Raw genomic sequence first — 14,846 nt, forward strand, 5'->3', positions numbered from 1 at the left:
GCAGTATCGAAAGAACGGTCACTCGACAACTGGAGCATGCGTCAGGCCGCTTCATGCAGCGCGGCGGCGGCCGCGAAGACCTCGGCTACCGCATAGGCGCCAGGGTCTACAACACCTTGCAGCTTGCCGCCGACATAGGCGGATCGTCCGGCTTTCGCCCTGTCCATGGCGGCAGTGGCCTCGGCACCGCGTCGGGCCGCTGGTGCCGCATCTTCCAGGCCGTTGGCGGCGAGCGCTTTCAGCGCTGGTTCCAGGGCATCAATCATCGTGCGATCCCCCATCCTTGCACCGCCATAGAACGTCATCCGCTCCAGGCCGGCTAGCAGCGCCTTGGCCAGGTTCGCGCCGCCGTTCAGAGCCTGCGCCGCCGCGGTGAAGAAGATCGACAGCAGCACGCCGCTGGAGCCGCCCATGGACGCGCTCAGTATGTCACCTATCGCACCAAGGGTCGCGGCAGGTTCGGCAAGCGGCAGCGTGTCGAGCCGTTCCAGCACGCTGCGTGCGCCGGTCGCTGCCGTCGAGCCGGTGTCGCCGTCACCCGCCTTGGCATCCAGCGCGTTCAAGGTGCCTTCGAGCGCGATCAGCCTTTCGCAGACCGTGACGACCAGCCGTCTGGTGCGTGCATCCTGGGTGGGCTTGGGCACCGCGCTCTGTCCGGCCGCTTTCGCTATCGGCACGACGGCAGGCGGCACAACGGGCTTTGCCGGCATCCAGGCATGCGGGCCGACCGGCGCCAGCAAGGCTGTTTCGCGTGCCGCGTCGAGCCGGATCAGCGACAGCGAGAAGCCGTTCATGTTGAGCGCCGTCATCAGCGGGCCCGGGCCGATCGTCAGCTTGATCGCTTTGGCGAGTGGTGCGGCAAGCACCGCGTTGGCGATAACGGACATTTCGAGCGGTGGCACCGAACCGAGATTATTGATCAGCAGGGCGTAGCTGGCCGCAGGGTCGAGCCGTGCCGACAGGCGCTCGGCCATGATCGCGACCAGCCTGTCGGCGCTTTGCACCGCAATGCGCTCGACGCCCGGCTCGCCATGAATGCCGAGGCCGAGCTCGCCGTCATTTTCGCCAAACCGGTCTTCATGCGGCTGACCGGGGATCGAGCAGGACGACAGCGACATGCCGAGCGAAACGATGTCCTTCGCAGCCGTGCGCGCGGCTGCCGCAACGGACGCGAGGTCATGACCGGCTTCCGACAGATGGCCAGCGATCTTGTGCACGAACAAGGTGCCGGCGACGCCGCGCGGCTGGGTGATGTCAGGCAAAGCGATATCGTCGGCGACGATGACCATTTCGACACGAAACCCTTCGGCGCGCGCCTTCTCGGCCGCCAGGCCGAAATTGAGACGGTCGCCGGTATAATTCTTGACGATGAGCAGGCAGCCGGCCGGGCCGGTCACCGCGCGAATTGCCGCCAGCACGGCTTCGACGCTCGGTGAGGCAAAGATCTCGCCCGAAACCGCCGCCGTCAGCATGCCCTTGCCGACGAAGCCGGCATGCGACGGCTCGTGCCCGGCGCCACCACCGGAGATGACGCTGACCTTCGTCTTGTCCCAACCGGCGCGCAGGATCACCTTGATCTCGGGATAGCCGTCGAGGCGCGCGAGATCGCCTGATCCGATGGTCCGCAACAGACCGTCCAGCGCCTCGGTGACGATCGTTTCCCTGCGATTGAAAAAGTGCTTCATCGAATTCGTCCCGTACTCGCAAAGTCAAAAACCGGCGCCGAGCCCTTGGCAAGCAAACACCGAAAACCGCTCACATCAGCCCCATTCACATCAGTCGTTGTCCGTCGGCGCCAAAATACAGCGGCGACCGGTAGCGGATCACCACTCTGTCGCCCTGCGCCAGATCCGTGTCGGGGTCGGTCAGCGTCACCAGTTTCTTCGACCCAACCGTAACATGCAGGTGGTTCTGGTCGCCGAGATGCTCGACCCAGTCGACCACGCCGTCGGCGTGGCCGTTGGTTGCCTTTTCGATCGTCAGATGTTCGGTGCGCGCGCCGATCGTCTTGGTTCCCGCCGGCGCGCCACCATCGGGCAGCAGTCCGGTCGGCAGAAGATTGATCGCCGGCTGGCCGAGTCTTGCCGCGACATGCAGGTTCGCCGGCTCCGAATATATGATTCGCGGCGAGCCGATCTGCACCAGCACGCCGTCGGCAAGGATGCCGATGCGGTCGGCCATCGTCATCGCCTCGATCTGGTCGTGCGTGACATAGAGCATGGTGGCGCCGAGTTCGGTCTGGATGCGCTTCAGCTCGAGCCTGAGATCCCCGCGCAGCTTGGCGTCGAGCGACGACAGCGGCTCGTCCATCAGATAGATCGAGGGCTTGCGCACCAGCGCGCGGCCGATGGCGACGCGCTGCATTTCGCCGCCCGAAAGCTTGGTCGAGCGGTTGGCGAGCTTGTGATGGATGCGCACCATCCTGGCCACCTCCTCGACCCGGCGGCGGATCTGGTCTTCTGGCATTTTCCGAGCCGGCGAGCGCAGCGGGAAGGCGAGATTGTCGAACACCGACAGATGCGGATAGAGCGAATACTGCTGGAAGACGAAAGCGGTGTCGCGCTCCGCCGGCGACAGCGTCGTGGCATTGTGTCCGCCGATTTCGATCGTGCCGGAATCCGGTCGCTCCAGCCCGGCGATGAGCCGCAGCGTCGTCGTCTTGCCGGCCCCGGTCGGTCCGAGCAGCACGACGAACTCGCCATCTGATATATCCAGATCAAGGCCGTCGACGGCGGCATGGTCGCCAAAACTCTTGGTCACGTTCTTGATGTGCACATCAGCCATGCTGGGCCCTCCGCTCAGAGGCGACGTCGTGGATCGCGGTTCTCACCGCGCGGCCGGATCCTTTCTCGAACAGCGACAGCCGCGCGCTGCTCAGCGCCAACCCGACATGGTCGCCGGTGGAGAGCCGGATTTCGGCCGGGACGCGTGCCTTGATGATGCCGTCCGCCGTCTCTACCGCCACGATTTGCGTGGTGCCCAGATATTCGGTGCCATAGATGGCACCGCGCAGCTTCGAATTGTCGTCGAAGCGGATGTGTTCGGGCCTGATGCCGAGCACCATGTCGGCAGGTGCGATATCCTCGCGCACCTCCGGCACCGAGACCTTCGCGCCTTGGACGACGATCTCCCTGGCACCCTTGGCGAGCCCGCCGCCGAATCCCAAGAAATTCATCGGCGGCGAGCCGATGAAGTCGGCGACGAACATGGTCGCCGGGCGGTCGTAGATTTCGCGTGGCGTGCCGAACTGTTCGATGACGCCATGGTTCATCACCGCGATCTTGTCGGCCATCGACATCGCTTCCATCTGGTCGTGCGTGACATAGACCGTCGTGGCGTGGATGCGGTTGTGCAGCTCGCGCAGCTCATGGACCATCAGATCGCGGAATTCGGTGTCGAGCGTGCCAAGCGGCTCATCCATCAGGAAGCATTTGGGCCGCCGCACGATGGCGCGGCCGAGCGCCACGCGCTGGCGGTCGCCACCGGCAAGGCCGGAGACGGATTTGTTGAGCAGATGGTCGATGCGCAGAAGCTTCGCCGTCTCCTCGACCCGCGTGCGAATCTCGGCCGAAGGCATGCCTTGCGCCAGGAGCGGAAAGCCGATGTTCTTGCGCACGTTCATGTGCGGATAGAGCGCGTACAGCTGGAAGACGAAGGCGATGTCGCGCTCGCGTGCCCGCCGCATGGTGACGTCGTCGCCGCCGAGCAGGATCTGGCCGCCGGTCGGCAATTCGAGCCCGGCAATCATTCGCAAGGTCGTCGTCTTGCCGCAGCCCGATGGCCCTAGCATGACGAAGAACTCGCCATCCTCGACGACGAAGTTGGAATCCTTCACGGCGACGAAATCGCCGAAGGCCTTTCTCAGGTGCTGGACGCGAATTTCGGCCATGATTATTCCGGGAACTTCGAGACGATGATGAACATCACCGTGCCGGCGAGCATGGTGATGAAGGAATAGGTGTAGAGCGACAGCGCGAAGGGCTGGAACAGCATCAGGAAGCCGATGGCGATCAGCGCCGTCGCGATGTTTTCCATCAGGCCGCGGCGGAGCGCGCGCGGCCAGGACGAGCGCTTGGCAGAGCTGCGGCGGGTCATGGCGACAACCTCCGCGACACCTTCTCCCCGTCACTACACGGGGAGAAGGTGGCCCGAAGGGCCGGATGAGGGGCGGCGCCCAAGTCCGGAAAGCTAGCGCTGCCCCTCATCTGCCTGCCGGCATCTTCTCCCCGTAAACGGGGGGAAGGGACGCTGCCGCGCCGTCGGTTCCATGCCTGCTGACAACTCATGATGCTGCTCATTTGCGCACCGCGCCGAAAGTGATGCCGCGCAGCAATTGCTTGCGAAGCAGGATGGTGAAGACCAGGATCGGCACCAGGAAGATCGTCGTGCCGGCTGCTACCGCCGGCCAGTCCTGGCCGCCTTCGCCGATGATGGTCGGGATGAAGGGCGGCGCGGTCTGCGCCGTGCCGGAGGTCAGGAGTGCCGCGAAGGCGTATTCGTTCCAGGCGAAGATCAGGCAGAAGATAGCGGTCGCGGCAATGCCGGTGGTGGCTTGCGGCAACACGGTGCGCCAGAAGGCCTGCAGCCGCGTATAGCCGTCGATCATCGCCGCTTCCTCATATTCGCGCGGGATCTCGTCGATGAAGCCTTTCAGCAGCCACACCGCCAGCGACACGTTGACGGCCGTGTAAAGCAGGATCATGCCGAGCGCCGTGTCGGACAGGCCAAGCTCGCGGTACATCAGGTAGATCGGAATGGCGACGGCGATCGGCGGCATGAAGCGCGTCGACAGGATGAAGAACAAGAGGTCGTCGGCCAGCGGCACCTTGAAGCGCGAGAAGCCGTAGGCCGACAGCGTGCCGAGAAACACCGCGCAGAAGGTCGAGCCGAAGGCGATGATCAATGAGTTGAGGAAGCGCGGCAGGAAGTTGGAAGGGCCGGCGATCACCATGTTGCGCTTGCGCGTGGTCTCGTCGCAGAAGCTCGTCGCCGGTCCCAGCGAGTTGATGTATTCCGGCGTCTGCCGCGTCCGCGTCGTGAACAGATTGCAGTAGCCTTCGAGGCTCGGCTGGAACAGGATCTTGGGCGGATAGGCGATCGAATCCGGCGGCGTCTTGAAGCTGGTGGCGAAGATCCACAGCAGCGGCACGATCGAGATCAGTGCATAGGCAATGATGATCGCGCCGGCGATGCGCTTCGAGTTGCTGCTCGGTGCGACGACCGAATGGGCTGTGGTCAGGCTCATCTCTGCTTCACCTTGTTGAGCGCCTTGACGTAGATGTTGGCCAGCCCGAACACTGCGACGAACAGGATGATGGCGAAGGCCGAGGAATAGCCGGTGCGCCAGCTTTCGAAGGCTTGCCGCTTCAGCGTGATCGAGGCGACCTCGGTGGTCGAGCCCGGCCCGCCGCCGGTCAACAGATTGACCATGTCGAACATCTTGAAATTCTCGATGCCGCGAAACAGCACCGCCAGCATGATGAAGGGCAGCGCCATCGGCAGGGTGATCGACCAGAACTGCCGCCAGTTGGAGGCGCGGTCGACCTCGGCCGCCTCATAGATGTATTCGGGAATGGAGCGTAAGCCCGCGAGGCAGATCAGCATCACGTAGGGCGTCCACATCCACGTATCGACGATGATGATCGACCACGGCGCCAGCGACACGTTGGAGAGCATCTGGATATCGGTCGGCGGGATCCTCGTGACGAACGAGATGGCATAGGCGAACAAGCCGATCTGCGGCTCGTAGAGGAAGCGCCAGAAATTGCCGACCACCGCCGGCGACAGCATCATCGGCACCAGGATCAGCGTCGTCCAGAAGGCATGGCCGCGGAACTTCCGGTCGATCAGCCAGGCCAGCGTGAAGCCGATCAGCGTCTGCAGCAGGATGGTCCAGAACACGAAATGCGCCGTCGTCTGCATGGCGATCCAGATATCCTTGTCGCCGAGGATGCGCTGGTAGTTGGCAAAGCCGAGGTTCTTCACCACTTCGTTCGGGCGGTTGGCGCGGTAATTGGTGAACGACAGATAGATCGCCCAGAACAGCGGGAAGATGTTGATGGCGAGCAGCAACAGGATCGTCGGCGAGATGAACAGCCAGGCCAGGCCCTTGTCGCTGATGCCCCGGACTTTGCGGGCCAACGGTTCCGGGGTCGCCCGGGCAACGTTCTCCGCGGTCCGATTGAGCATGGTGAGTCCTGCTTCGGTCACTTGGTCGTCTCTGTCATGGAATTTATCTGAACCGCGTCCCGTGCCAAGGGCGGCACGGGACCAAGAGCATGATGCCGAAAAGTGTGCAGCGGTTTTCGGACGACATCATGCTCTCTCTCTTTTTATCCCTGGAGGCGGATGATTTCTGGTCGATTCGACCTGAAAATCATCCGCCTCCGGGGCCTAGCTCGGGAGGAGCCGATTACATCTTGCCGTCGTCCTCGAAGACCTGCGTCCAGTCCTTGACGAGGCCGTCGAGTGCGTCCTTGGCCGATCCCTGGCCGGCGACGACATAGTCGTGGAAGCGCTTCTGCGAGGCCTGCAGCAGCGGTGCGTAGCTGGGCTCGGCCCAGAAGTCCTTCACGATGGCCATCGAGTCGAGGAAGGTCTGCGCGTAGGGCTGGCTGGCCGGGAAGGCCGGATCCTTGACCACCGCGTTGAGGCAGGAATAGCCGCCGAGCGACCACCACTTGGACTGCACGTCCTTGTTGGCGAACCACTTGATGTATTTCAGCGCCGCTTCCTGCTTGTCGGAATAGGACACCACCGAGATGCCCTGGCCGCCGAGCTGGGCGAACTGCTCGCCGTCGGGACCCTTGGGATTGACGAAGTAGCCGATCTTGTCGCCGCCGACATTCTCGTCCTTTTGCAGGCCGGGCCATGTGAAGGCGAAGTTCATGTGCATCGCCACCTGGCCGGATTTGAAGGCATCGACACCTTCGCCCATGTAGCTGTTCGAGGCGCCGGGCGGTGTGCAGCAATCATAGAGCGCCTTGTAGAACTCCAGGCCCTTCACCGACTTGTCGGAATTGACGAAGCCTTCCATCTCATAGGGCTTCTTGGGGTTCTCGTATTGGAAGCCATAGCTGTAGAGCACGTCCATGGCGCCCATGGTGATGCCTTCAGAGCCGCGCTCGGTATAGATCGAGGCGCCGTAGACGGTCTTGCCGTCGATCTCACGCTTCTGGAAGAACTCGGCGACCTGCTTCAGCTGGTCGAAGGTGGCCGGCGGGCCGAGATCCCAGCCGTACTTCTCCTTGAATTCCTTCTGCAGTTCCGGCTTGGAGAACCAGTCCTTGCGATAGGTCCAGCCGACGACGTCGCCCATGGCCGGCAACGCCCAGTAGTTCGGCGTGTTCTTCGGCCATTCCGAATAGCCGACGACGGTTGCCGGTACGAAGTCGTCCATGCTGATCTTCTCCTTGTCGAAGAAGTCGTTCAGCTTGACGTAGTGGCCGTTCTCGGCGGCGCCGCCGATCCACTGGCTGTCGCCGATGATCAGGTCGCACAGCTTGCCGTGCGAATTCAGCTCATTGAGGAACCGGTCGGCATAGTTGGTCCACGGCACGAACTCGAATTTCATGCCGATGCCGGTTTCCTTGGTAAAATCCTTGGACAGTTCGACAAGCGCGTTTGCCGGGTCCCAGGCGGCCCAGCAGAGCGTCAGGTCTTCAGCGTGCGCGACGTTCGAGACGGCTGTCGACGCTGTAATCGCCGAGGTCAGTCCCAGCGCCAGTTTCAAACTCGATTTCATATCTTCCTCCCATTTGCGAAACGCGCCGGATGACGGTTTCAAGAGCCTTCAAACCCTCTCCTCAGGGGGCCCAAACATAGCGGCGCAACAGCGTCGCGGATGTTTAGTAATTTGTTTAGTGATGCAATTTTTACTAAACAAGGCAAGCGAATTCGTTGCTGCGCCGCAGCATGCTTATGGCGATGTCTGAAAACGTTGGGAAAAGCGCTGGTCGGCTACGGCCTGGCGGTCGTCGGTGGAGCGGCCTGCTGACCATGGTGCGCGAGGAAGCGCGGCTGGGCACGGTGCGCTGGAACCCGTTTTCCCGCACCCGGCTTTGAATTGGCGTTGGTGCGATAAGTTGCGCGGCCACCACCACCGCTGATATGCGGACGCGATGACCACAAAACCCCTGCCGGAGCTTCCGGTATCCGCCGTGCTGCCGGCGCTGAGCGAAGCGCTCGGCCATGGCAACAGCGCCGTGCTGGTGGCGCCGCCCGGCGCCGGCAAGACGACGCTGGTGCCGCTGGCGCTGCTCGACGCGTCCTGGCTGGGGGTCGGCAAGATCGTTCTGCTCGAACCGCGCCGGCTCGCCGCCCGCGCCGCCGCCCGCCGCATGGCGCAATTGCTTGATGAGGAGCCCGGCGCCACCGTCGGCTATGCCATGCGCATGGAAAACCGCACCTCGGCAAAGACCAGGATATTGGTCGTCACCGAAGGCGTGCTGGCACGGATGATCCTCGACGATCCCGAACTGCCCGGCGTCTCGGCGGTGATTTTCGACGAATTCCACGAGCGTTCGCTCGACGGCGATTTCGGTCTGGCATTGGCGATCGACGTGCAGGGCGCGCTGCGGCCGGATCTGCGGCTGCTGGTGATGTCGGCGACGCTCGATGGCGCGCGCGTCGCGAAGCTGCTGTCGGGCGCCCCGGTAATCGAGAGCGAGGGCCGCGCCTTTCCTGTCGATGTGCGTTACGACGAGCGGTCGGCGGGCACCACCATCGAAGACGCCATGGCCAAGGCGATCCGCGCCGCCCTTGCCGACGAGAGCGGCAGCGTGCTCGCCTTCCTGCCCGGCCAGCGCGAGATCGAACGCACCGCCGAGCGGCTGGCCGACAGGATCAGTGCCGATACCGACATCGTGCCGCTCTACGGCATGCTCGACGGCAAGGCGCAGGACGCGGCGATCAAGCCGGCGCCGCCAGGCCGCCGCAAGGTGGTGCTGGCCACCTCGATCGCCGAGACCTCCATCACCATCGACGGCGTGCGCGTCGTCATCGATTCCGGCCTGTCGCGGCTGCCGCGCTACGAGCCGGCGAGCGGCCTTACCCGGCTGGAGACCGTGCGCGTCAGCAAGGCTTCCGCCGACCAGCGCGCCGGCCGTGCCGGCCGCACGCAGCCTGGCGTCGCCATCCGGCTGTGGCGGGCCGAGCAGACGGCCGCACTCCCCGCCTTCACGCCACCCGAAATCCTTGAGGCCGACCTGTCCGGCCTGCTGCTCGACTGCGCCGCTTTCGGCGTCGCCGATCCGACAGGGCTCGCCTTTCTCGATCCGTTGCCGGCGCCAGCGCTCAACGAGGCTCGGGCGCTGCTGCGCGCGCTGGATGCCATAGACGAGGATGGGCGCCTGACGGATGCGGGTATGGCGATGCGCAAGCTCGCTCTGCCCGTGCGGCTTGCGCATATGGTCGCCGAGGCAGCCGAGAGCGGTCACGCCCATGAGGCGGCCATGCTTGCCGTGCTGCTCACCGAACGCGGCCTTGGCGGTGATGGCGCCGACCTAGAGCGACGGTTGATGCGCTTTCGCCAGGAAAGATCGCCGCGCGCCACCGCCGCGCGCCAGCTCGCCGAACGGCTGGCGAGGCAGGCATCTTCACCCTCCCCCTTGTGGGGGGGGTGGCTCCCCGCCGCGGCGCCGGGGGGGGGGGGGGCCGCGGCGGCCCCCCCCCCCCCCCGCCCCCGGGCGGGGGGCGCGGGGCGCCGCCCGCCGCCCCCGCCCCCCCCCCCCCGGCCGAGCGCGGCACCCCCACCCCGTCTCCCTCGTCTTGCTGCGCAAGGCGCGCTCGCCGACCCTCCCCTCAAGGGTGCCGGCCCTCTGCTCGTCCATGCCTGGCCGGATCGCGTCGCCAAGGCGCGCGGCGAGCGCGGCCGTTTCGTACTGGCCAATGGCTCGGGCGCCATGCTCGACGCAGCCGACCCGCTGGCGGGTGAGCCGTTTCTGGTCGTCGCCGATTTGCAGGGCAAGGCGCAGAACGCGCGCATCACGGCGGCGGCGGCAATCAGCGAGGACGATGTCCGCGCCGCGCTCGCGGACAAGATCGAAACACGAAGGCAAACGAGCTTCGACCGCGACAAGCGCGCGGTGCGCGTGCGCGAGGCCGTTCGCCTTGGCGCCATCACGCTTGCCGAACGCATGCTGCCGCCGCCAACCGGCATCGATGCCGATCGGGCCATCCTTGATGCGGTGCGCGAGCACGGGCTGTCGCTGCTGACCTGGAGCAAGGAGGCGCAAACGCTGCGCCAGCGGCTTGGCTGGCTGCATCGCGGCCTTGGCGCGCCCTGGCCCGATATGGCGGATGCCGCCCTCATCGAGCGTCTCGACGACTGGCTGCTGCCGTTCCTGTCCGGCGCGGCATCCTTTGCCGCCATCGATGCGGGCGTTGTCTCGGCCGGACTGGCCACACTCGTGCCGCACGATCTGCAGCGCAGGATCGACACGCTGGCGCCGACCCATTTCGACGCCCCGTCGGGCAGCCATGTGCCGATCCGCTATGACGGCGAATGGCCGGTGCTGGCGGTTCGCGTGCAGGAGCTGTTCGGTCTCGACCGCCATCCCGCCATCGCCAATGGCAGCGTGCCGCTGACGCTCGAACTCCTGTCGCCGGCGCACCGGCCGATCCAGACGACGCGCGACCTGCCCGGCTTCTGGCGCGGCTCCTGGGCCGATGTGCGCGCCGACATGCGCGGCCGCTATCCCAAGCATGTCTGGCCGGAAAATCCGCTTCTCGCCGCCGCCACCGCCCGGGCAAAACCCAGAGGTACCTAGCGCTTGCCGTCCCGCGGCTGTATTTCATGGTCATGATCAGCGTTTTGCGTTCGCCCGATTTCCAGCAGAGTCAGAGACTGCGCCTCAACACGCTGATCCGGCTGCGCTGGCTTGCCATCGTCGGTCAGAGCGTTGCGGTTCTCGTCGTTGCCTATGGCCTGAAGTTTCCGCTGCCGGTCAGCCTCTGCTTTGCCCTGATCGCCTGTTCGGCCTGGATGAACCTGTTTCTCGCCTTCCGTTTTCCGGCGGCGCACCGGCTCACTCCGCTCGCGGCCTTCGGCATCCTCATCTTCGACAGCCTGCAGCTTGCCGGCCTGCTCTACATGACCGGCGGCCTCACCAACCCGTTCTCGCTGCTGATGACCGTGCCCGTCGTCATTTCGGCGACCTCGCTGCCCCTGCGCCTGACCGCCATCCTCGGCGGGCTGGTGATGTCGGCGGCGACCTTGCTGGTCTTTGTCCATCTGCCGCTGCCCTGGCATGAAGGCGCGCCGCTGGAGATGCCCTTCATCTACGTCGCCGGTATGTGGATGGCGGTGCTGTCCTCGATCGCCTTCACCGCCATATACGCCTTCCGGGTGGCCGCCGAAGCACGGCTTCTGGCCAATGCGCTCGCCGCCACGGAGTTGGTGCTGCAGCGCGAGCAGCATCTTTCGGCGCTCGACGGGCTGGCCGCCGCGGCCGCGCACGAACTTGGGACGCCGCTCGCCACCATCGCGCTTGTCGCCAAGGAGATGGAAAAGGCCCTCGGCAACGATCTGAAATACGGGGAAGACGTGAAGCTGCTTCGCTCGCAGAGCGAGCGCTGCCGCGAAATCCTCAAGCGCCTGACCAGCCTGTCCTCCGAGGGCGAAGCGCATCTTTCGCGGCTGCCGTTGACCTCGCTGGTCGAGGAGGTCACCGCGCCGCATCGCGACTTCGGCATCTCGATCAAGCTTCGGCCTGGCGAACGCATCGGGCCCGAGCCGGTCGGGCGCCGCAATCCGGGCGTCATCTACGGCCTCGGCAATCTGGTCGAGAACGCCGTCGACTTCGCCCGCAAGAGCGTCACCGTCGGCTGGAGCTGGAACGAGGCCACCGTCACCTTCTCGATCATCGATGACGGACCGGGCTTTCCGGCCGAGATCATCGACCGCATCGGCGAGCCCTATATGTCGACGCGCCAGGGCAATGAAGGCGGCGGCGGCCTGGGGCTCGGCCTGTTCATCGCCAAGACTTTGCTCGAACGCTCTGGCGCGACGCTCGATTTCCGCAATTCGAGCGGCCTGGGCGAGGGCGCCGTGGTACAGATATCGTGGCCGCGTGGTGTGTTCCTCAATCCGGAAATCACTTCGGCCAGCATGTTCGACACCGCCTGAGAGCCTTGAAGGAGCTCTAAAAATTGGACAATGAGGCTCGGGAACTATATCTGCGTAAAATTAAGGCAGCAGGAATTTTGAGACTATGACAGGCGACGAAAATATTGGCGCAATGGTTGAAGGCGAGGACACCTCGCTGCTCATCGTCGATGACGACAAGCCGTTCCTTACGCGTCTGGCCCGCGCCATGGAAACCAGGGGATTCGTGGTCGAGACGGCCGAGAGCGTCGAGGAGGCGGTTGCCAAGGCGCGCGCCAATCCGCCCGCCTACGCCGTGGTCGACATGCGGCTTGGCGATGGCAACGGCCTCGACGTGGTCGCGGCCATCCGCGAAAAGCGCGACGATTCCCGCGCCATCATCCTTACCGGCTACGGCAACATCGCCACCGCGGTGACCGCGGTGAAGCTTGGCGCCGTCGATTACCTCTCCAAGCCCGCCGACGCCGACGATATCTTCGCGGCACTCACCCGCACCGCCGGCGAGCGCGCGGCGCCTCCGGAAAACCCGATGTCGGCCGACCGCGTCCGCTGGGAGCATATCCAGCGCGTCTATGAAATGTGCGAGCGCAATGTCTCAGAGACAGCGCGCCGGCTCAACATGCATCGCCGCACCTTGCAGCGGATACTAGCCAAGCGCGCGCCACGCTGAGAGACTGCTTGGAAACTCTACTCTGGCGGCCATCTGATGGCGTTTTCTGCGCTTCCGTTGCTCACGGACCAAATGTCCGCTGCGCTACGGTTCTCGAAACCGCCACCATATGACTCGCCAGAGCGAATTTCGAAACAGTCTCTGGGGCGCGGAACACAGTCCGATGCTTGCTCCACTGCCGGAGTTTGAGCATCATCGCGAGTGACGCGGCTTAACGGAGGCGACATGCGGGATTTGAAGCAGCGGCCGGTTTCCGTCTTCCGCGAATTCCTCGATAGTGAAGCGGCCGGCGGTATCGTCCTGATGGCGGCGGCGGCACTGGCTCTCATCGTCGCCAATTCGCCGCTGGCCGAAACCTACTTTTCCGCGCTCCACGCCTATCTCGGCCCGCTCAGCGTGTCGCACTGGGTCAATGACGGGTTGATGGCGGTGTTCTTCCTGCTCGTCGGGCTGGAGATCAAGCGCGAGATGCTGGATGGCCAGCTCTCCACCTGGCCCCGGCGCGCATTGCCCGGCATCGCCGCCGCCGGCGGCATGGTGGTTCCGGCGCTCGTCTATGTCGCCATCAACCGCGACAATACGGCGGCACTGTCGGGCTGGGCGATCCCGACCGCCACCGACATCGCCTTCGCGCTCGGCGTGCTGTCGCTGCTCGGCAGCCGCGTGCCGGCTTCGCTGAAGGTGTTCCTCACCGCGCTGGCCATCATCGATGATCTCGGCGCCGTCATCATCATCGCCATCTTCTACACCAGCGGTCTGTCGCTCACCTATCTCGGCGCCGCTTTCGCCGTCATCGCCGCGCTCGTCGTGCTCAACCGCATGCGAGTGATGACGTTGGTGCCCTACCTTGTGCTCGGCGCCATCCTGTGGGTGCTGGTGCTGAAATCGGGCGTCCATGCGACGCTTGCCGGCGTCGCGCTGGCGCTGACCATTCCGCTCGAACGCTCCGCCGGGATCGGCCACGATCTCGACCATTCGCCGCTGCACCGGCTCGAGCACGGCCTGCACAAGATAGTGCCCTTTGTCGTCATCCCGATCTTCGGCTTCGCCAATGCCGGCGTTTCGCTCGCCGGCCTCAGCTTTGGCGCGCTGATCGAGCCGTTGACGCTGGGTGTCGCCGCCGGCCTCGTGGTCGGCAAGCTGGTCGGCGTGTTCGGCTCCTCGGCGCTTGCCATCCGGTTCGGTCTTGCCGATCTGCCCGCCAACGCCGGCTGGGTGCACATGATCGGCATCTCGCTGCTGTGCGGCATCGGCTTCACCATGAGCCTGTTCATCGGCCTGCTCGCCTTCGCCAGTGACGTGGCATTGCAGGACGCGGTCAAGGTCGGCATCCTCGCCGGCTCCTTCATCGCCGCTATTTTGGGTGCCGCCGTGCTTTTGATGGCCCCGGCCGAGCGTGGGCTGGAAGAGAGTGAAGGGTAAGGCGATACCTACTCGCTCTCACCCTCGAGCGCCGGCACCGACACGCCGGCAAGTTCAGCCGCCAGCAGCCGTGAAGCGCCGGCCCGCGCGATCCGCAGCATCAGCGCCTTGCGCGTGGCCGCTGCCATGCGGTGCTCCGGCGCATCGCGCATGATTTCGGCGCCGTAGCCGTCGGAAAGGATGAAGCCGCACTCTTCGGGAAAGATCTCCGAGGGCACTCCGGGATGGGTGGCGAAAAAGAAGCGGTCGGAGTGCAGCCGGTAGTCAGGCCATTTGCGGTCGACCCTGAAATCCTCGATCGAGGATTTGATCTCGATGATCCAGATGTCGCCCTGCCGGGTCAGCGCGACGAGGTCGGCACGGCGGCCGGTGGCCAGCGACAGTTCGGGCAGCACATGCGCGCCCATCTCCATGAGCAGCCGCTGCACGCCGCGTCGCACCAGCATGGCGCGTTCGGACTGGCGACCGTCGATGAGTGGGTTGATTTGAATGGGGGAGATAATCGGCATGGCGGCACCATGCCAGATTTTGTTCACGGTTTGAACCCCACCGGGGGCGATTGACAGGGCAATCGGGTGAGTTAACGCGTGACAAGGGGTTTGGGAGCTGAATCTGTCGAGAGCATCTGATTCTTTGGAGGATGCACTG

Annotated in this window: 12 protein-coding genes; 4 read left to right on the top strand and 8 right to left on the bottom strand. The window is 64.8% G+C overall.

The features are described from left to right. Positions 1 to 41: 41 nt before the first annotated feature. The 7 genes from NKH02_RS22520 to NKH02_RS22550 all read right to left on the bottom strand — a co-directional run bounded on the left by NKH02_RS22520 (position 42) and on the right by NKH02_RS22550 (position 7,744). The gene (locus tag NKH02_RS22520) at positions 42 to 1,685 is read right to left on the bottom strand and encodes a dihydroxyacetone kinase subunit DhaK (RefSeq protein ID WP_352881574.1); all 1,644 of its coding nucleotides are present in this window, start codon (positions 1,683 to 1,685) and stop codon (positions 42 to 44) included. A gap of 85 nt (positions 1,686 to 1,770) precedes the next feature. Next, complete coding sequence (locus tag NKH02_RS22525) at positions 1,771 to 2,784, bottom strand: ABC transporter ATP-binding protein (RefSeq protein WP_352869018.1); 1,014 nt, start codon at positions 2,782 to 2,784, stop codon at positions 1,771 to 1,773. Continuing rightward, positions 2,777 to 3,889 carry an ABC transporter ATP-binding protein gene (locus tag NKH02_RS22530; protein ID WP_352881576.1) on the bottom strand — a complete coding sequence of 371 codons (1,113 nt, stop codon included), beginning with the start codon at positions 3,887 to 3,889 and terminating at the stop codon, positions 2,777 to 2,779. Before NKH02_RS22530 ends, NKH02_RS22525 begins: the two co-directional genes overlap by 8 nt. Before the next feature lie 2 nt (positions 3,890 to 3,891). Continuing rightward, positions 3,892 to 4,095 carry a hypothetical protein gene (locus NKH02_RS22535; RefSeq protein ID WP_352869012.1) on the bottom strand — a complete coding sequence of 68 codons (204 nt, stop codon included), beginning with the start codon at positions 4,093 to 4,095 and terminating at the stop codon, positions 3,892 to 3,894. Between the two features lie 199 nt (positions 4,096 to 4,294). Continuing rightward, complete coding sequence (locus tag NKH02_RS22540) at positions 4,295 to 5,245, bottom strand: carbohydrate ABC transporter permease (protein ID WP_352869009.1); 951 nt, start codon at positions 5,243 to 5,245, stop codon at positions 4,295 to 4,297. Next, entirely contained in the window at positions 5,242 to 6,189 is a 948-nt protein-coding gene (locus NKH02_RS22545) for a carbohydrate ABC transporter permease (RefSeq protein WP_032901495.1), read from the bottom strand. Before NKH02_RS22545 ends, NKH02_RS22540 begins: the two co-directional genes overlap by 4 nt. A gap of 223 nt (positions 6,190 to 6,412) precedes the next feature. Further along, positions 6,413 to 7,744 carry an ABC transporter substrate-binding protein gene (locus NKH02_RS22550; RefSeq protein WP_352663014.1) on the bottom strand — a complete coding sequence of 444 codons (1,332 nt, stop codon included), beginning with the start codon at positions 7,742 to 7,744 and terminating at the stop codon, positions 6,413 to 6,415. A 376-nt stretch (positions 7,745 to 8,120) separates the two neighbouring features. On the opposite strand from NKH02_RS22550, the gene hrpB reads away from it, so the two are divergent. From hrpB to nhaA, 4 genes are all read left to right on the top strand, one after another. Then, on the top strand, positions 8,121 to 10,769 hold the full coding sequence (gene hrpB / locus NKH02_RS22555; RefSeq protein ID WP_352881577.1) for an ATP-dependent helicase HrpB: 2,649 nt from the start codon (positions 8,121 to 8,123) through the stop codon (positions 10,767 to 10,769). 26 nt (positions 10,770 to 10,795) lie between these two features. Further along, on the top strand, positions 10,796 to 12,127 hold the full coding sequence (locus tag NKH02_RS22560) for an ActS/PrrB/RegB family redox-sensitive histidine kinase (RefSeq protein WP_352869002.1): 1,332 nt from the start codon (positions 10,796 to 10,798) through the stop codon (positions 12,125 to 12,127). 85 nt (positions 12,128 to 12,212) lie between these two features. Beyond that, positions 12,213 to 12,776, top strand: a complete 564-nt coding sequence (locus tag NKH02_RS22565; protein WP_023762754.1) for an ActR/PrrA/RegA family redox response regulator transcription factor — start codon at positions 12,213 to 12,215, stop codon at positions 12,774 to 12,776. A 225-nt stretch (positions 12,777 to 13,001) separates the two neighbouring features. Continuing rightward, complete coding sequence (gene nhaA / locus NKH02_RS22570; protein ID WP_352881580.1) at positions 13,002 to 14,198, top strand: Na+/H+ antiporter NhaA; 1,197 nt, start codon at positions 13,002 to 13,004, stop codon at positions 14,196 to 14,198. 8 nt (positions 14,199 to 14,206) lie between these two features. On the opposite strand, the gene NKH02_RS22575 is transcribed toward nhaA, so the two are convergent. Next, a complete protein-coding gene (locus NKH02_RS22575) occupies positions 14,207 to 14,707 on the bottom strand; it encodes an MmcB family DNA repair protein (protein ID WP_352869159.1) in 501 nt (166 codons plus the stop codon). Between the last annotated feature and the right edge of the window lie 139 nt (positions 14,708 to 14,846).

Origin of the sequence: Mesorhizobium sp. M1396 (genome assembly GCF_040317725.1) — a bacterium.
Lineage (GTDB): Bacteria > Pseudomonadota > Alphaproteobacteria > Rhizobiales > Rhizobiaceae > Mesorhizobium.